Origin of the sequence: Micromonospora sp. CA-246542, assembly GCF_050942905.1 — a bacterium.
In the GTDB taxonomy this organism is placed as follows: domain Bacteria; phylum Actinomycetota; class Actinomycetes; order Mycobacteriales; family Micromonosporaceae; genus Micromonospora.
In genome coordinates, this window is sequence record NZ_CP192040.1 from 1533923 (window position 1) to 1551287 (window position 17365).

The 17365-nt window shown below is 73.2% G+C and carries 19 protein-coding genes and 1 pseudogene; 14 read left to right on the forward strand and 6 right to left on the reverse strand.

Annotation, left to right across the window (positions count from 1 at the left end; translation table 11 throughout):
* Positions 1-295: 295 nt before the first annotated feature.
* The 12 genes and pseudogenes from proS (at position 296) to ACQP0N_RS07280 (ending at position 8509) form a co-directional block, all read left to right on the forward strand.
* Entirely contained in the window at positions 296-1702 is a 1407-nt protein-coding gene (gene proS / locus ACQP0N_RS07225; protein ID WP_433118600.1) for a proline--tRNA ligase, read from the forward strand.
* Positions 1703-1739: 37 nt separating this feature from the next.
* Positions 1740-2360 carry a DUF402 domain-containing protein gene (locus tag ACQP0N_RS07230; protein ID WP_433121488.1) on the forward strand — a complete coding sequence of 207 codons (621 nt, stop codon included), beginning with the start codon at positions 1740-1742 and terminating at the stop codon, positions 2358-2360.
* 230 nt (positions 2361-2590) lie between these two features.
* Positions 2591-3061 carry a 30S ribosomal protein S16 gene (gene rpsP / locus ACQP0N_RS07235; protein WP_355051573.1) on the forward strand — a complete coding sequence of 157 codons (471 nt, stop codon included), beginning with the start codon at positions 2591-2593 and terminating at the stop codon, positions 3059-3061.
* Positions 3036-3296, forward strand: a complete 261-nt coding sequence (locus ACQP0N_RS07240; protein ID WP_172862164.1) for an RNA-binding protein — start codon at positions 3036-3038, stop codon at positions 3294-3296. Before rpsP ends, ACQP0N_RS07240 begins: the two co-directional genes overlap by 26 nt.
* Entirely contained in the window at positions 3296-3853 is a 558-nt protein-coding gene (gene rimM, locus ACQP0N_RS07245; RefSeq protein WP_433118602.1) for a ribosome maturation factor RimM, read from the forward strand. Before ACQP0N_RS07240 ends, rimM begins: the two co-directional genes overlap by 1 nt.
* An 11-nt stretch (positions 3854-3864) precedes the next feature.
* Positions 3865-4618: pseudogene (trmD, locus tag ACQP0N_RS07250) on the forward strand (tRNA (guanosine(37)-N1)-methyltransferase TrmD).
* A gap of 143 nt (positions 4619-4761) precedes the next feature.
* Complete coding sequence (gene rplS, locus ACQP0N_RS07255) at positions 4762-5118, forward strand: 50S ribosomal protein L19 (RefSeq protein ID WP_030335223.1); 357 nt, start codon at positions 4762-4764, stop codon at positions 5116-5118.
* Between the two features lie 181 nt (positions 5119-5299).
* Entirely contained in the window at positions 5300-6169 is an 870-nt protein-coding gene (gene lepB, locus ACQP0N_RS07260) for a signal peptidase I (protein ID WP_355051576.1), read from the forward strand.
* Positions 6170-6179: 10 nt separating this feature from the next.
* On the forward strand, positions 6180-6815 hold the full coding sequence (lepB, locus tag ACQP0N_RS07265; RefSeq protein ID WP_433118605.1) for a signal peptidase I: 636 nt from the start codon (positions 6180-6182) through the stop codon (positions 6813-6815).
* A 49-nt stretch (positions 6816-6864) separates the two neighbouring features.
* Complete coding sequence (locus tag ACQP0N_RS07270) at positions 6865-7383, forward strand: NUDIX hydrolase (RefSeq protein ID WP_433118606.1); 519 nt, start codon at positions 6865-6867, stop codon at positions 7381-7383.
* Entirely contained in the window at positions 7377-8189 is an 813-nt protein-coding gene (locus ACQP0N_RS07275; RefSeq protein WP_433118608.1) for a ribonuclease HII, read from the forward strand. Before ACQP0N_RS07270 ends, ACQP0N_RS07275 begins: the two co-directional genes overlap by 7 nt.
* Positions 8186-8509 carry a DUF2469 domain-containing protein gene (locus ACQP0N_RS07280; protein ID WP_011905215.1) on the forward strand — a complete coding sequence of 108 codons (324 nt, stop codon included), beginning with the start codon at positions 8186-8188 and terminating at the stop codon, positions 8507-8509. Before ACQP0N_RS07275 ends, ACQP0N_RS07280 begins: the two co-directional genes overlap by 4 nt.
* A 39-nt stretch (positions 8510-8548) precedes the next feature.
* On the opposite strand, the gene ACQP0N_RS07285 is transcribed toward ACQP0N_RS07280, so the two are convergent.
* The gene (locus tag ACQP0N_RS07285; protein ID WP_433118610.1) at positions 8549-9676 is read right to left on the reverse strand and encodes a sulfite oxidase; all 1128 of its coding nucleotides are present in this window, start codon (positions 9674-9676) and stop codon (positions 8549-8551) included.
* A gap of 175 nt (positions 9677-9851) precedes the next feature.
* Between ACQP0N_RS07285 and ACQP0N_RS07290 the strand changes: the two genes are divergently transcribed.
* Positions 9852-10535 (forward strand): M23 family metallopeptidase, encoded by a 684-nt coding sequence (locus ACQP0N_RS07290; protein WP_433118612.1) that lies wholly within the window; start codon positions 9852-9854, stop codon positions 10533-10535.
* On the opposite strand, the gene ACQP0N_RS07295 is transcribed toward ACQP0N_RS07290, so the two are convergent.
* The 5 genes from ACQP0N_RS07295 to ACQP0N_RS07315 all read right to left on the reverse strand — a co-directional run bounded on the left by ACQP0N_RS07295 (position 10456) and on the right by ACQP0N_RS07315 (position 15951).
* Positions 10456-11637 (reverse strand): aminotransferase class V-fold PLP-dependent enzyme, encoded by a 1182-nt coding sequence (locus ACQP0N_RS07295; protein ID WP_433118614.1) that lies wholly within the window; start codon positions 11635-11637, stop codon positions 10456-10458. The two genes, ACQP0N_RS07290 and ACQP0N_RS07295, sit on opposite strands and share 80 nt — an antisense overlap.
* A 44-nt stretch (positions 11638-11681) precedes the next feature.
* Positions 11682-12722, reverse strand: coding sequence for a tyrosine recombinase XerC (locus tag ACQP0N_RS07300; protein WP_433118616.1), 1041 nt, complete (start codon positions 12720-12722; stop codon positions 11682-11684).
* A 128-nt stretch (positions 12723-12850) separates the two neighbouring features.
* Positions 12851-14047 (reverse strand): DNA-processing protein DprA, encoded by a 1197-nt coding sequence (gene dprA / locus ACQP0N_RS07305; RefSeq protein WP_433118618.1) that lies wholly within the window; start codon positions 14045-14047, stop codon positions 12851-12853.
* Positions 14044-15564 carry a YifB family Mg chelatase-like AAA ATPase gene (locus ACQP0N_RS07310; protein WP_433118620.1) on the reverse strand — a complete coding sequence of 507 codons (1521 nt, stop codon included), beginning with the start codon at positions 15562-15564 and terminating at the stop codon, positions 14044-14046. Before ACQP0N_RS07310 ends, dprA begins: the two co-directional genes overlap by 4 nt.
* Positions 15565-15591: 27 nt before the next feature.
* Positions 15592-15951 carry a YraN family protein gene (locus tag ACQP0N_RS07315; protein ID WP_355051587.1) on the reverse strand — a complete coding sequence of 120 codons (360 nt, stop codon included), beginning with the start codon at positions 15949-15951 and terminating at the stop codon, positions 15592-15594.
* Positions 15952-16134: 183 nt separating this feature from the next.
* Between ACQP0N_RS07315 and ACQP0N_RS07320 the strand changes: the two genes are divergently transcribed.
* Entirely contained in the window at positions 16135-17349 is a 1215-nt protein-coding gene (locus ACQP0N_RS07320) for a hypothetical protein (protein ID WP_433118622.1), read from the forward strand.
* Positions 17350-17365 lie beyond the last annotated feature (16 nt).

Below are 17365 nucleotides of genomic sequence, written 5' to 3' on the forward strand. Positions count from 1 at the left end.
ATGTAGTGGTCTCGACCTCGCGGGATCCCACTACATCCTGGTTGTAGCGCGATCTTGCCACCCAAGATCCGCGCAAGACCCCCGATGTTGCTGCTTCCGGCGCGTCTGAGGCAGCAACATCGGTGATGTTGTGAGGATCTTGGGCGTGGGGCGTGGGGCGTGGGGCGTGGGGCGTGGGGCGTGGGGCGTGGGCGTGGGCCTGGGGCGTGGGCGTGGGGCGCGAATGCCGGCAGGTGGGGGTGTCGACGCCTCCCGGGCGCGGCGGCCCCGCACCTGGCGCATAGGATGTGCGGTCATGGCACGCGTGCTCACTCCCCGTGCGGAGGACTTTCCCCGCTGGTACCAGGACCTGATCGCCAAGGCGAAGCTGGCCGACAACGGCCCGGTCCGGGGGACCATGGTCATCCGACCGGCCGGCTACGCCATCTGGGAGCGGATGCAGGCCGAGATGGACGACCGGATCAAGGCGGCGGGCGCGGAGAACGCGTACTTCCCGCTGTTCATCCCGGAGAGCTACCTCAAGCGCGAGGCCGAGCACGTCGAGGGCTTCTCGCCGGAGCTGGCGGTCGTCACCCACGGTGGTGGCAAGCAGCTCGCCGAGCCGGTGGTGGTGCGTCCCACCAGCGAGACGGTGATCGGCGAGTTCATGGCCAAGTGGATCGACTCGTACCGGGACCTGCCGCTGCTGCTCAATCAGTGGGCGAACGTGGTCCGGTGGGAGCTGCGCCCGCGGATCTTCCTGCGGACCAGTGAGTTCCTCTGGCAGGAGGGGCACACCGCGCACGCGACCCGCGAGGACGCCCGCGCCTATGCGCGGCGGATCCTGCACGAGGCGTACGAGGACCTGATGGTCAACGTGCTGGGCATTCCGGTGGTGGTGGGCCTGAAGACGGCCCGTGAGCGGTTCGCCGGGGCGACCGCCACGTACACCTGCGAAGGCATGATGGGCGACGGCAAGGCGCTCCAGCTGGGCACCAGCCACGAGCTGGGGCAGAACTTCGCCAAGGCGTTCGACATCAGCTACTCGGCCAAGGAGGGCGGCCGGGAGCACGCCTGGACGACCTCCTGGGGCACGTCGACCCGGATGCTCGGCGGCCTGATCATGGCGCACGGCGACGACAACGGCCTGCGGGTGCCGCCGCGGCTGGCGCCCATCCAGGCGTACATCATGGTTGTCAAGGACGGCGAGGGCGTCGCGGAGGCGGCGGCGAAGCTGCGCGACGGCCTGCGCGACGCCGGTGTCCGGGTCGCGCTCGACGACCGGACCGACACCGCGTTCGGCCGCCGGGCCGTCGACGCCGAGCTGCGCGGTTATCCGGTACGCGTCGAGGTCGGCCCCCGCGACCTGGCCGTCGGTAACGCGACGGTGGTTCGTCGTACCGACGGATCGAAGTCTCCGACGCCGGTGGCCGACGTGGTCGGCGCGGTGCTGGCGGCGCTGGAGGCCGACCAGCAGGTGCTGCACGACCAGGCGCTGGCCCACCGCACGTCGCGCACGGTCGAGGTGTCGACCCTGGCCGAGGCGATCGAGGCGGCCGCCACCGGCTGGGCCATGGTGCCGTGGTCGGTGGTCGGGGTGGCCGGCGAGGCCGAGGCGAACGGCCAGGGCGTGACGGTGCGCTGCCTGCTGCGGGCCGACGGCTCGGTGCCGGACTCGGAGGACGAGCCCGACCTGGTGGCCATCCTCGCCCGCGCTTACTGACGTGCTGGTCGACCGGTTCCAGCCGGGTCGGCTGATCATGCACCGCAACGTGCGGCACGGCCGGATCGGCTGGGTGCGCCCGGGGCGGGTGGTCAGCGACGACGAGCGGGGCCTACTGGTGTGGATCGCCCGGGACTCGCCCGTGGCCCACGAGGTCACCGAGGCGGGGCTGAACATGCGGGCGATGCCGTTCGCCCAGTGGGTCTCGTCGTCGTACCGGTTGGCGCACGGCCACTGGAACGGTCCGCCGCTGTTGAAGTTCCTGCCCACGGGCGCGGCGCATTCGGTGTGGTGGTTCCGGAACGCGCAAGGTCGGTTCGCCCACTGGTACGTCAACCTGGAGGAGCCCGGCGTCCGTTGGGACGACGGCTCGGTGGCCGGCGTCGACGTGGTGGACCAGGACCTCGACGTGGTGGTGCGCCCGGACCTCAGCTGGCAGTGGAAGGACGAGGACGAGTTCGTCGAGCGGCTCGCCTTCGGCGACGACTACTGGGTGACCGACGAGAAGGCGGTCCGGGCCGAGGGGGAGCGGGTGATCGCGCTCGCCGAGGCCGGTGTGTTCCCGTTCGACGGCACCTGGTGTGACTTCACCCCGCCCGCAGATTGGGACGTGCCGGACAAACTGCCCCTAGGGTGGGATCGCCCGCCGGTGCGCTGAGAGGTGTTCCGGATCACCGGTGACGTGGTCTCCGGGTCCGATGCGAACGATCGGCGTCGGATCTGGCAGAATAGGTCGCTGGTATCCGGCGCGCGTCCGGCGCCCTCTAACCCGGGCGCGTCGCCAGTCCACCGAGTTGTCTCCGGCCCAACCCCACTGTGCCGGTCGGCGCTCACCCATGCACACCGCCCGTAGCGGGCTGGTGAGATCGCAACAGGAGCGAAACAACTGTGGCCGTAAAGATCCGGCTCCTGCGGATGGGCAAGATCCGCAACCCGCAGTACCGCATCGTCATCGCCGACTCCCGCACCAAGCGCGACGGCCGGGCGATCGAGTTCGTCGGGGTGTACCAGCCGAAGGAGGACCCTTCGGTCATCGAGGTCAAGTCGGAGCGGGTCCAGTACTGGCTGTCCGTCGGCGCCCAGCCGAGCGAGGCGGTGCAGCGGCTGCTGGAGCTGACCGGTGACTGGCAGAAGTTCAAGGGCCTGCCGGCCCCGCCGCCGCTGAAGGTCGCCCCCGAGCGGGCCGACCGCAAGGCGGCGTACGAGGCCGAGGCGAAGGCCGCCGCCGGGCTGGCCCCGGAGACCCCGGCCAAGCCGGCCAAGAAGGCCGCCAAGGCCGCCGAGGCGCCGGCCGCTGAGGCCCCGGCGACCGAGGCTCCGGCCGAGACCCCCGCTGCCGACGCCGGTGAGCAGGCCTGACATGCCGCTGCGTCCCGCGTTGGAGCACCTGGTCAAGGGCATCGTCGACCACCCGGACGACGTCCGGGTCCGGATGGTCGATTCCCGTCGGGGTAAGCGGCTGGAAGTCCGCGTGCACCCCGAGGACCTCGGCACGGTGATCGGGCGGTCCGGCCGGACCGCCAAGGCGCTGCGTCAGGTGATCGGCTCCATCGGTGGGCGCGGAGTACGCGTCGACATCGTCGACTCGTACTGATGCAGCTCGTCGTCGGAAGGATCGGCAAGCCGCACGGTGTCCGCGGTGAGGTCACCGTGGAAGTGCGGACGGACGAGCCCGAAGCGCGGTTCGCCCCCGGTACAGTGCTGCGCACTGAGCCGGGGGCGGCTCCGCCGCCGGTGCCGGCGGACGGACCGGGCGTGGTGTTCCGGGTTCCGGCCGAGCTGACCATCGAGGAATCCCGGTTCCACCAGGGCCGGATGCTCGTCGCCTTCGACGGGATCCTGGACCGGAACACCGCCGAGGCGCTGCGCGGCACCCTGCTCGTGGTGGACAGCGCCGACGTCGAGCCTCCGGAGGACCCGGAGGAGTTCCACGACCACCAGTTGGTCGGTCTGGCGGTGGTCACCCCGTCCGGCGAACGTCTGGGCGAGGTCGCCCGGATCGACCACGCGCCCTCGTCCGACCTGCTGGTGCTGCGACGGCCCGAGGGGCGTACCGCGCTGATCCCGTTCGTCCGGGCGATCGTCCCGGAGGTCGACCTGGCCGGTGGACGCGTCATCGTCGACCCGCCGGCCGGACTGCTCGATCTTTAGGACCACCCCGCATGCGCGTCGACGTCGTGTCGATCTTCCCGGAGTACTTCGCCCCGCTGGACCTGTCGCTGATCGGCCGTGCCCGGGCCAACGGCGTACTCCAGCTTGCCGTGCACGACCTGCGGACCTGGACCCACGACGTGCACCGCACGGTCGACGACACCCCCTACGGCGGCGGCCCGGGGATGGTGATGAAGCCCGAGCCGTGGGGTGCGGCGCTCGACGCGCTCGCCCCGGCTGCTGGTGCCGTCGCCGGCCGGCGTGCCGTTCACCCAGGCCATGGCCCACGAGCTGGCCGCCGAGCCGCACCTGCTCTTCGCCTGCGGCCGGTACGAGGGGATCGACCAGCGGGTCCTGACGCACGCCGCCACCCGCATGCCGGTCACCGAGGTGTCGCTCGGTGACTACGTGCTCTTCGGCGGCGAGGTCGCCGTGCTGGTCGTCCTGGAGGCGGTCACCCGACTGCTGCCCGGGGTGCTGGGCAACGCCGGCTCGCTGGACGAGGAGTCGCACGCGCACGGGCTGCTTGAGGCGCCGATCTACACGAAGCCGCCGAGCTGGCGCGGGCACGACGTGCCGGACGTGCTCCGCTCCGGGGACCACGGCAAGATCGCGCGCTGGCGGCGCGAGGAGGGGCTGCTGCGGACGGCAGCCCGACGCCCGGACCTGCTGGCCGCGTTGCCCGCCGATCGGCTCGACAAACGGGACATCGCGGCGCTGGAACGGGCCGGATTTCAACCACCGCCGGGGGATGTGGCAAAGTAGAGGGGTTGCCGCATCCGTCCGCGCCCGTGGGCGGCTGCGAGGATCCCCGACCGGGGTCGGCTCGCCGACCACCACCCGGGGATCAGAATCACCCACCCGCGCACCGAGTGACGGTGCGCCGTGAGCCTTACGAGGACGCAGCGATGAACATCCTGGACGCCCTTGACGCCCAGTCGAAGCGGACCGACCTCCCCGACTTCCGTGCCGGTGACACCGTCAAGGTGCACGCGCGGGTCGTCGAGGGCAACCGGTCCCGTGTCCAGATCTTCCAGGGCGTCGTGATCCGCCGCCAGGGTGACGGTCTGCGCGAGACCTTCTCGGTCCGCAAGGTCAGCTTCGGTGTCGGTGTCGAGCGGACCTACCCGCTCAACGGCCCGGGCATCGACCGGATCGAGGTCGTGACCCGCGGTGACGTGCGTCGCGCCAAGCTCTACTACCTGCGCGAGCTGCGCGGCAAGAAGGCCAAGATCAAGGAGAAGCGGGAGAAGCAGCCCAGCTGACTTCCCGCTCGCCACGCCGCCTGAGCTGCGCGTATGCCGTACCGACCGGACCGCACTACCCTGGTCGTACGGGCGCAGCCAGGCGGTGGCCCCGCCCACGAGGCGGGCAGCCGTCCACAACCGCCCGTGGAGCCTCGACGAGGCTCCCGGGCGGTGGTGTTTCTGCGGACCGGGGAGTGGCGTGGTGCAGACGCTTGACGAGGACGGCACTGTCGATCCGTGGCGCCGGCGGGTTCGCCGCACCCGGCGTCAGATGCCCCTCTGGCAGGAACTTCCACTGCTGCTGGTGGTGGCCTTCTGTCTCGCGGTGTTGATCCGCACGTTCCTGCTCCAGGCGTTCTTCATCCCGTCCGGTTCGATGGAGGACACCCTCCTGATCGGGGACCGGGTGCTGGTCAACAAGGTCGTCTACGACGTCCGTGACCCGGTGCGCGGCGAGGTGGTGGTGTTCCGGGGCACCGACCGGTGGGCGCCGCAGGTCGACCAGCAGCCCGAGCCCGGGTTCGCCGGCAAGCTCGCCCGGACCGTCGGGGACCTGGTCGGGGTGAGCCGCCCCGGCGAGAAGGACTTCATCAAGCGGGTGATCGGCGTGCCCGGCGACCGCGTCAAGTGCTGCGACTCGCAGGGCCGGGTCACCGTGAACGGGACCCCGCTCGACGAGTCGTACGTGCTGCGTGACTCGCCACTGGACCTGCCGCCGAACCCGCAGGAGTGCCGCTCGCGGCGCTTCGACGAGGTGGTCGTACCCCCGGGTCAGATCTTCGTCATGGGCGACCACCGCGAGGTTTCCCAGGACGCGCGCTGCCAGGGGCCGGTGCCGATCGACAACGTCGTCGGCCGGGCGTTCATGGTGGTCTGGCCCTCGTCGCGCTGGGCGGCGCTGTCGGTGCCGGCGACGTTCGACGACGTGGCCGCGCCGGCCACGGCCTCGTCCGGTGTGCCGCCGACCCGCCCGTCCCCGCAGGGCGGTGTGCTGCTGATACTCCCGTTGACGGTCGCGCTGAGGGGTTCCCGCGCGTTCCGGACGGTGACGTCCGGCCCGGCAACGTAGGCTCCTTGGCGTGATTGACGAGCAGACCGACAAGCCGCGTAGCTCCTTCTGGAAGGAGCTGCCGATCCTGCTGGGTGTGGCGATCCTGGTCGCGGTGCTGGTCCGCGCCTTCGTGCTGCAGACCTTCTTCATCCCGTCCCCGTCCATGGAGAACACTCTCAAGATCGATGACCGGGTGTTGGTCAACAAGCTGGTCTACGACTTCCGGTCACCGCACCGCGGCGAGGTGATCGTGTTCAAGGCCCCCACCGAGTGGAGTGGCAACCCCGACGGCGAGGACTTCATCAAGCGGGTGATCGGCGTCGGCGGCGACCACGTGGTCTGCTGCGACCCGCAGGAGCGCCTGATGATCAACGGCAAGTCGCTCGACGAGCCGTACATCTTCTCCATCGACGGGGTCCAGGACAAGGCGGCCGACCAGGAGTTCGACATCACCGTGCCGAAGGGTCGGCTGTGGGTGATGGGCGACCACCGGTCCGCCTCGGGTGACTCGCTGGAGCACTGGCAGCAGTCCAGCCAGAACATCACCGAGGCAACCATCCCCGAGAGCGAGGTCGTCGGGCGGGCGTTCACCGTCTTCTGGCCCGTCAACCGGGCCACCTGGCTGACGGTGCCCGACCAGTTCGACGGCATTCCCAAGCCGTAGAACCGGCGGGGGCATGGGCGATCGGCCGCCCGTCTGGCAGGCTGGTGCGGTGACCGTGAGGAGCGACCGTACGGGTCCGGCGGCGGACAACGCCGACCGTGCCTACACCCTTCGACGCGGGGCGCGGGTGCTGCTGGTCGACGCGGCCGGCCGGATCCTGCTGTTCCACGGCTTCGATCCGGCCCGCCCGGAACACCGTTACTGGTTCACCCCGGGCGGCGGGCTCGACGAGGGCGAGTCCCCGTCGTCCGGCGCGGTGCGGGAGTTGGCCGAGGAGACCGGGCTGCGGGTCGATCCGGCCGAGCTGGGTGAGCCGGTCTGGTCCGACGCCACCGAGTTCCCGTTCGACGGCGACTGGTACCGCCAGGAGCAGGACTTCTTCCTGCTCCGCATCCCGGCGTGGCAGGTCGACACCACCGGCTTCAGCGACGTCGAGCAGCGCAGCATCGCCGGTCACCGCTGGTGGCTGCCCACCGAGTTGGCCGCCAGCGGCGAGCGGTACTACCCAGCCGAGCTGCCCGACCTGCTGGCCCGGCTCCTGCCGCCGGCCGCCGAGGCGTCGTGCTGACCCCGCCGCGTACCGTCGTTCGTCGCGAGGCCGGGCTCTACGCGCTGGAGCGGGCGTTGCAGCGGCGCGGCTTCCGGCACGTGGCCGGCGCCGACGAGGCCGGCCGGGGCGCGTGCGCCGGGCCGCTGGTCGCCGCCGCGGCCATACTCCCGGAGGGGCGGCGCGGCGAGATCGACGGGCTCGCCGACTCCAAGCTGCTCACCCCGGCCAGCCGGGAGCGGGTGTACGCCGAGGTCGTGGACCGTGCCCTGGCGTACGCCGTGGTGATCATCCCCGCCGACGAGGTCGACGCCCGAGGGCTGCACGTGTGCAACCTGGCCGCGATGCGGCGGGCGCTCGCCTCGCTCACCACCCGACCGGAGTACGTGCTGACCGACGGCTTCGGCGTGGACGGCCTGGGGGTGCCGGGGCTGGCGGTGTGGAAGGGCGACCGGGTGGCCGCCTGCGTGGCGGCGGCCAGCGTGCTCGCCAAGGTCACCCGGGACCGGATCATGGTGGAGTTGGACGGGGTGTACCCGGCGTACGGCTTCGCCGAGCACAAGGGCTACATCACTCCGGAGCACAGCGCGGCGCTGCGCGAGCACGGGCCGTGCCGGGAACACCGCTTCTCGTACGTCAATGTCGCCACGGTCTCCGGCCGGGACGGCCGGCCACCGCGCGCCCGGCGACCAGTCGACCCGGGCTCGGACGAGCCGATGGGGCACTCCGGGGCGTCAGGGGGTACCGTCGGCGTGGCGTTGGGCGAGCAGCCTCGGCCTTCGACGCCCGTGGGGGAAGATGTGGTCATGGAAGGCGGAGTGCGATGAGCGCGGAAGATCTCGAGAAGTACGAGACCGAGATGGAGCTGCAGCTCTACCGGGAGTACCGCGACATTGTCCGCCAGTTCTCCTACGTGGTGGAGACCGAGCGTCGGTTCTACCTGGCCAATCAGGTCGACCTGCACGTGCGCAACTCCGACGGCGAGGTCTACTTCGAGGTCGAGATGCACGACGCCTGGGTATGGGACATGTACCGCCCCGCCCGCTTCGTGAAGAACGTCCGAGTGATGACCTTCAAGGACGTCAACGTCGAAGAGCTGGAGAAGCCCGACATCTCCCTGCCCGCCGACTCCGGCTTCGGCAGCTGACCGCGCTCCTGTCGCGCCACGGGCCCCCACCCGTGGCGGTCACTCGGCGGGCACCACGACCTCGACGCGCTGCACCAGGTTGTTGGCGAAGCCACCACGATTCCACGGCTGCTCGACCGGCTGGGTCCGCCCGGACGCGTCGGTCGCCCGTGCGCTGAGCACGTACCGGCCCGGCGTCGCCGTCCACTCGTACCGCCACCGTCGCCAGGCGAACTCCCCACCCGTCGCCGGGTCCAGCTTGGCCTGCGCCCAGCTCGCCCCGCCGTCGACGCTCACCTCCACCGCCACCACCGGCGCGTGCCCAGACCAGGCCCGACCGTCCACCGTGCACGGTCCGGCCGGCAGCACCCGTCGGCGCGTCATGAAGTCGGGAAAGCCCGGTGGGCGGACCAGGGCACGCGGCTCGATCCGGGTGACCGGCTCGCCCGGGTCGTCCGCGTCGCGGCGCAGTCGGTAGGCCACCGCGTTCTGGTAGCCGTCGAACGGCGTGGTCCGCACCTCGATCGAGTGCAGCCACTTGACGTGTGCCATGCCGTACCAGCCCGGCACGATCAGCCGGAGCGGAGCGCCGTGCTGTGGCAGCAGGGGGGCGCCGTTCATCTCGTACGCCAGCAGCACCTCCTCGCGCAGCGCGTCGGCCACCGGCAGCGCCCGCTGGTAGTCCTGCTCGACCCCGCGCTCGACACCGTGATCGGCGCCGGTGAAGACCACATCCAGCGCGTCCGGGCCGAGGCCCGCCTCGCGCAGCAGTGGCGCCAACGGCGTACCCGTCCACTCGGCGTTGCCGACCGCCTCGACCAGCCACGGCTGGCTCACCGGCCGGGGGTGCAGCAGGGCGCGTCCGTTGCCGGCGCACTCCAGGGTGACCCGGTGGGTGACCCGGGGCCGCTCCCGCAGCTCGGACAGACCGACGGTCAACGGCCGCTCGACCGCCCCGCCGACGGTGAGCGCGTGCGTCGCCGGGTCCAGCTCCGGGATGTCGTAGTGGATCAGCAGGTAGTGCAGCCCGGCGGGGGTGACGTCGTAGCGCAGCGCCTCCAGCGGAAGGCCGTGGTTGCGGGCCGCCAACTGCAACTCGTCGGCGCTGATCGCCTCGTCCGGCTCGGCGAGCCGGGACGGGCCGCTCACGTCGGCCACGCTCGGCCCCCGGTCGTCGACAGTGGTCATGCGAGCCTCCCGGTCCGTGGGGCGGCAGCTCACCGCACTCGCGACCAGCCTAGGCCCTGCGCGGGTCATAGCAGATCATCACCTCCTCCGGGTGGCCGTCCACAGGGCCGTCTGTTGTCCACAGCTTCAGTGGCCGGGCTGGCGGACGACCCGGCTCCGGGCCGAGGCTGCCGGCATGCGATCGCCATCCGCCACCCGTCTCGCCTCGATCCGCCGTACCGTGCTGCTCTGCGCGGCGTTCCCCCTCGCTCTGATCGTGCAGCTCTGTGGTCTGGCGGTGCTCGTGGCGTCGGTGCCCGGCCAGCCACCGACGCCGACCGTGCCGATCGCGTTCGAGGCGTCCGCTCCCGCTCCCGCCGAGCGCTTTCGCTGGCCGCTCGACGGGCCACCGCGACTGGTGCGCCGCTTCGACCCGCCACCGCAGCCGTGGCTCTCCGGCCACCGGGGCGTCGACCTGGCCGCCTCGGCGGGAACCGTGGTCCGCAGTGCCGGGCCGGGCACCGTCCTCTTCGTCGGTCTGGTGGCCGGCCGGCCGGTGGTCACCGTGGGGCACGCCGGAGGGCTCCGAACCACTCACGAGCCCGTGCAACCCGGGGTACGCCCCGGTCAGGCGGTCGCCGCTGGCGCGCCGCTTGGCGAACTACTGCCCGGCCACCCGGGTTGCCCGGCAGACGCGTGCCTGCACTGGGGCCTGCGCCGGGGCGAGGAGTACCTGGACCCGCTCGCCCTGCTCGGCCTCGGCCCGGTGCGGCTCCTCCCGCTCGACCCGGTGCGCGGGGTCAGCGTTGGGCGAGCAGCGCCGGCAACCGTGTGGCCAGCCGCTCGTACTCGTCGGCGGTGTTGTAGACCTGACCGGTGAGCCGCAGCCACCCACGGCCGTCCCAGCTCATCACCGCCACCTCGGCGGCGAGCCGCTCGCCGATGCGCGTCTGCAACGCCCGCGCGGCGTCGATCGTGGTGCCCGTCCCGGCCGGCAGCGGGATGAGACGCAGCGACACCCCCGGTCCGCCGGGGTCGGGCAGTTGGGCGGGGGGCACCCCCAGAGCGTCCCCCACCACCCGTTGGCCGTACGCGGCGAGCGCGGCATTGTGTTCCCGTACCCGGTCTACACCGAGGCTGCGCAGCGTGAACAGCCCGGCGGGCGCGGCCAACCACGAGGTGTAGTCGAGGGTGGCCTGCCATTCGACCCGGGCCGGGAAGCCGGACTCCTGCTCCCACGACACCACCAGCGGCTCGATCCGCTCGCGCCACTGCGGGGCGACCGCCAGCAGAGCGGTGCCGCGCGGCGCGTACCCCCACTTGTGCAGGTTGCCCGCCCAGAAGTCGGCGCCGATGCTGGCGACCGTGGTGGCGAGCATGCCGGGTGCGTGCGCGGCGTCCACCAGGACCGGCACGCCGTTCTCGTGGGCCACCGCCACGATGGCGGCGGTCGGGAAGAGCTTGGCGGTGGCGGAGGTGAGTTGGTCGACGACGAGCAGCCGGGTCCGTCCCGGACGCAGGCCTGCCCGGATGGTCTGCACGATCTGCTCGTCGCCGGCGTCCAGCGGAATCGGCAGCACCCTGCTGACCGCGCCGGTACGGCGGCACTCCCGCGCGATGGCCAGACTCACCGCCCCGTACCCGTGGTCGGTGCTGAGCACCTCGTCACCGGGGCGCAGGCCCACCGACTGGAGCACCACGGCGACGCCGGTGGTGGTGTTGCCGATCAGCGCGCTGCCCTCCGGGTCCGCGCCGAGGAATCCGGCGAGGTGCCGCCGGGTGTGCGCGATCCGGTCGACGAGCCCCTGGGTGAAGAAGCGCAGCGGGTTGGCCTCCATCTCGTCGCGCAGTCGCTGCTGGGCGCGCTGCACGCCGATCGGCACCGCGCCGAACGAGCCGTGGTTGAGGTGGCTGACCGCCGGGTCCAGGGAGAACAGCAGGCGGGCGCCCGGAATCGGCTCGGGAGGCTGCGGGACGCTCACCGGATGATCGTAACCGTCGGGCGGTCCGGCCTCCCCGCCAGTGATCAGGCGCGGGGGTGCGCCTGGCGGTAGGCGGCGCGCAACCGCTCCACCGACACGTGGGTGTAGATCTGCGTGCTGGCCAGCGACGAGTGGCCGAGCAGCTCCTGCACTGCGCGCAGGTCGGCGCCGCCCTCCAGCAGGTGGGTGGCCGCGGAGTGGCGCAGCCCGTGCGGGCTCGTCCGGGGCAGGCCGGCGGCCTCGGCGTACCCGCCGACGATCTGACGCGCCGTGGTCGGATTGAGCCGACCGCCACGGGCCCCGAGTAGCAGCGCGTCGCCCGAGTGCGGGGCGACCAGCGCGGGACGGCCCTGCCGCAGCCACTCGTCGAGCGCCCGCTGCGCCGGCACGCCGTACGGCACCGACCGCTCGCGGCGGCCCTTGCCGAACACCCGGATCACGCGCCGGGCGTGGTCGACGTCCTCGACGTCCAACCCGCACGCCTCGCTGACCCGTACGCCGGTGGCGTAGAGCAGTTCCAGCAGCGCCCTGTCGCGCAGCGCCACCGCCGCGTCGGCTCCGTCCGTCGTGGGCTCTCCGCCGGGGGCGGACCCTGTCGTGGGCGTGCCGTGTGTGGGCGGTCCTGTCGTGGGCGTGCCGTGTGTGGTTGCCGGGTGCCGGGTCGGCGCCTCCAGCAGCGCTGCGGCCTGGTCGGCGCGCAGGACGCCGGGCAGCTCCCGGTGCGCGCGAGGGCTGGCCAGCGCGGCCCCGACGTCTGCGGCGAGCAGCCCGGCGCGGTGTGCCCAGGCGCTGAACGCCCGTGCCGAGGCGGCCCGACGCGCCAGCGACGTACGGGCGGCGCCGGTGGTCCGCTGCCGGGCCAACCAGCTCCGCAGGACCGACAGGTCGACCTCGCCCAGGTCCCGGCAACCCATCCGCACCGCGTGGTCGAGCAGCGCGACCACGTCGGTGACGTACGCGCGGACGGTGTGCTCCGACCGGTTGCGGACCTGGGAAAGGTGCCCGGCGAAGTCGTCGACCGCGTCCCGCAGTGGCGCTGGCAGGTTCTGGTGAGTGGCCCGGGTGCCGCGGGCGGACCGGCTCACGGCCGCCACGCCTCTCGCGGCGGCACGGATGCGGTCCGCCGGGCGGCACGCGCACCTTCGCTGGCAGCAGGCACGGCACCAGCGTACGGCCGAGGGTTCTGCTCCGCCGGCCACGTCGGCGGCCGCGTCTACCGGCGGTCGGCGGGACCCTTGGGTTTGTCGACCGGGGCGAGGGCGTAGCCGTCGTCCCGTCGTACCACCATGGACAGTTCTTCGAGCAGTGACAGTTTGCGCAGCGCGGTACGCACGTCCAGGCCGGCGCGGGCGGCGAGCGTGTCCACACCCCGTGCGCCCCGGCGGGGCAACGCCTCCAGCACCGACCGGGCGTCGTCGTCCAGGTCGTCGGTCGGCCGCTGCGGGCCACGGGCCAGCGGGGCCAGGTCCGCGCCGATCCGGCCCACCTCCTCGAGCACGTGTGCGACGCCGGTGACCAGTCGGGCCTTGTCGTTCTCGCGCAGCAACTCGTGCGCGCCGACGGACATCGCCGAGGTCACCGGCCCGGGCACCACCATGGCCACCCGACCGGTGTGGATGGCCCGCCGGGCGGTCTGCGTCGCTCCGCTGCGCGCCGACGCCTCCACCACGACGGTGCCCAGCGTGCCGCCAGCGATCACCCGGTTGCGGATCAGGAACCGGGGCCGCAGTGGCTCGGCGCCCGGCGGCCACTCGCTGACCAGCAGCCCCGTGTCGGCGATCCGGTCGAAGAGGGCGGTGTTGCCCATCGGGTACGGCCGGTCCACCCCGCAGGCGAGCACCGCCACGGTGCGGCCCTCGGCGTTCAGGGCGCCCCGGTGGGCGGCGGCGTCGATCCCGAACGCGCCACCGGAGACGACCGTCCAGTCCCGCTCGGCCAGCCCGTACCCGAGGTCGGTGGCCACGTGCTGGCCGTAGGCCGTGGCTGCCCGCGCGCCGACCACGGCCACCGAGCGGTCCAGCGCCTCACCGAGCGGCCACGCGCCGCGTACCCAGAAGCAGAGTGGTGGAGCGGTCTCCGCGTCCACGCGGCGGGTCAGGTCCGGCAGCCGCAGCCCGACGAGGTCGGCGACCCGGGCCGGCCACTCGTCGTCGTCCGGGGTGACCAGACGCGCGCCGAGCCGATCCGCCCGGTCCAGGGCCTCGGCCGCCACCGTTCGGGCGTCGCCGGTCGACATCCGGGCGGTCACGGCGGAGGCCAGCCGCCGGTCGGGGCTGCCGCCGTCGAGCAGCAGATCCAGCGTCGCCACCGGCCCCAGCCGTTGGACCAGCGCGTGCACCGCGCGGGTGCCGGGCTCGGCCAGCCAGGTCAGCGCCACCCGGGCCAGCCTGCTCTGCTCGTCGGCGCTCATGCCGTCTCTCCTGTCCGTAGCTGGGTCGCCTCTCGTACGTCCTCACGGTCGGGCCGGTCCCGACCGTCGAGGTCCGCGATGGTCCAGGCCATCCGGATCACCCGGTCGAAGCCGCGCGCCGAGAGCGAGCCGGAGTCGAGCCGGGCGCGCAGTTCGGCGGTGACCGGCGCCGGTAGTCGCCAGGGCGGGCGGCGCAGGAACGGGCCGTCCACCTCGGCGTTGAGTCGCCGTCCGAGGCTGGCCCAGCGGGTGGCCGCCGCGCCGCGCGCCGCCGCGACCCGGGCGGCGACGGTGGCCGAGGACTCGACGTCACCTCCGGACGCCATCAGCTCCGCCGCCCGTACGGGCATCAGCCGGACCTGCACGTCGATCCGGTCGAGCAGCGGCCCCGAGAGCCGGCCCAGGTAGCGGCGGCGGGCCACCGGCGTGCACTCGCAGTACGCGTCGCCGGACGGTTTCGCGCACGGGCACGGGTTGGCGGCCAGCACCAGCTGCGTCCGGGCCGGGTACTCGGTGCCGCCACCGCTGCGACTGAGCTGGATGCGACCGTGCTCCAGGGGCTGGCGCAGCGCCTCCAACGCGCCTTTGCTGAACTCGGGGGCCTCGTCGAGGAAGAGCACCCCGCGGTGGGCGAGCGACACCGCGCCGGGGCGGGCCAGCCCGGAACCGCCGCCGACGAGCGAAGGGACGGTCGCCGTGTGGTGCGGCGCCTGGAACGGCGGACGACGCAGGAGCCGACCACCCGGTGGCAGCAGCCCCGCGACCGAGTGCAGGGCGGTCACCTCCAGCGCCGCGTCGTCGTCCAGCTCCGGCAGGAGCGACGGCAACCGCTCGGCCAGCATGGTCTTGCCGGCTCCCGGCGGGCCCAGCAACGCGAGGTGGTGCCCGCCGGCCGCGGCGACCTCCAACGCGCGCCGGCCCATCTGCTGTCCGGCGACCTCGGCGAGGTCGGGGCCGCCGGTGATCGGCGCCGGGGTGTCCGTCGGTGGCTCGATCAGCGGGCTGCCGTCACGGACGAAGGTGACCAGCCGGTGCAGCGTGTCCACCGCCCGTACCCGTACGCCGGGGATGACGGCGGCCTCGGCGGCGTTGTCGGTCGGCACGATCACGCGGTCGATTCCCGCCCGGGCCGCCGCGACGACCATCGGCAGCACGCCGCGCACCGGCCGGACCGTGCCGTCCAGGCCCAGCTCGCCGAGGATCACCACGTTCTCCAGTGGCAGCAGCGGTAGCTCGCCGGAGCCGCCGAGCAGCGCGGCGGCGATGGCCAGGTCGAACGCCGAGCCGAACTTCGGCAGCGTCGCGGGCAGCAGGTTCAGCGTGATGCGCCGGTTGGGCCACCGTTGGCCGGAGTTGACGACGGCCGCCCGGACCCGGTCGCGGGCCTCGTGCAGGGCGGTGTCCGGCAGGCCGGAGATGACCACCGCCGGCAGGCCGGCGGCGAGGTCCGCCTCGACCTCGACCAGATGGCCGGTGACGCCGACCAACCCCACGCAGAGCACCTTCGCGTAGCTCATGACGCGTCCCCCGTTCGTCGGCACATCTCAGAACGCGCCCTTGACGTGGTCGACCCGCGCGGGACCGGTGTCGGGCAGACGTACCGACACCACGTCGAACCGCACCTCGTCGGCGTTCGTGCCGGTCTCGGCGAGCCAGCGTGCGGCGAGGCCGCGCAGGCGGCGGGCCTTGGCCGGTACGACAGCCTCGGCCGGTGGGCCGAACGCGTCGCCCCGACGCGTCTTCACCTCGCAGAACGCGAGCACCGGCCCGTCCCAGGCGATGATGTCGATCTCGCCTTCCGGACAGCGCCAGTTCCGGACGATCGGGCGTAGTCCCGCCTCGCTCAGGTGCCGGGCGGCGCACCGCTCGCCGTACGCGCCGACCGCCTGGTTCCGCTTCGTCATGGCCGCGACGGTGCCCCTCGGAGCCCGAGCGCCGCGACCCCGGAACCGCCTGCCTGTGGACGACGGTCGCTCTGTGGACGACCGGACGATCAAGCCCCTGCTGTGCTACGGCGCCAAGGGGCGTCGATCAACCCGGCCGGGCCGAAATGGCGCGGGCCTCGCCCGTCGCATACGGTGCCTGACGTGGACGGACGACGGAGCTTTCCGGAAGATCAGGAGTCGCGCTGGTACCCCGACGAGCGGGGGCGCGGGTACGGCGAGCCCGAGTGGCGCGGCGCGGGCGAACCGCGATACCGCGACGGCGAGATCCCCGAGCAGCGCGGCGTCGAGGACGCCCGCTCCGTCGAGGACACCGGCGTCGGCCGACGCCGCGAGCCCGACCCGGTCCGCTTCGGCGGCGTGCCCGAGCCCGACCCGGTCCGCTTCGGCGGCGTGCCCGAGCCCGACCCGGTCCGCCTGAGCGCGCTGGACGCGGGCCGCTTCGGCGGCGCGTCGGAGCCGGACTCCGCCCGTCTGGGCGCGCTCGACGCGACCCGCTTCGGTGGTGTGCCGGAAGCGGACTCCGGGCGCTTCGGCGCCGTCGAGGCCCAACCGGGACGGTTCGGTGCCGGCGAGGCCGACTCGGGGCGGTTCAGCGCGGTCGACCCGCTGGGTGAGATGCGTACGGACGCGGACGGTTACCGCACGACCCGCTCGCGCCGGGCGGATCGGGACCCTTCGGAGATCTCCGGGGAGCTGCCCGGCCGCCGGGCCGCCCGAGAGTCACCGACCACGGCCATGCCGGACAGCGCCCGGGACCTCCCCCCGGCGACCATCGCGGACGCCGCACCTGCGGCCGCTCTGCTCGCCGGGCAGACCAGACCCGCCGAGCCGGGCCAGCCCGCTGCCTTCGCCGAGCAGGGCCACCCTGTCCCGCTCACCGCCGAGCAGAGCCGGCCCGCCCCGCTCGCCGGCTACCCGATCGTCGAGCCGACCCGGGGCGGAAGCGGGGAGCACCCGCATCCGCTGGACATGCCGACCGGCCCGATGCCGGGGATCGGCCCCCGCCCCGACCCGAGCGGGGGCGACGCGCCGGCGTACTCCGCCGCGCCGGACGGTGTCTACCGGACCCGCCGGCCGGCGTTGGCGGCCCTCTTCGCCCTGCTGGCGTTGATCTTCGAGATCCCCGCGCTGCGGGTGTTGCTGGCCGGTGTGACGGGCGACCCGGTGGACGCGGGCAACGTCGTTGCGGGCATCTGCCTGGTCGCCGGGCTGCCGATCTTCGCAACCGGGCTGTACGGGCTCAGGACGGGCGGACTCGCGCTCTCCGACAGTGGCCGGGGTTGGCTGCGCCCTCCCACGGCGTACCTGACTGTCGGTCTGGTGCTCTTCGTCGCCGCGGCGCTCGCCGCCGGCTGACCCGCCGCCGACTGAC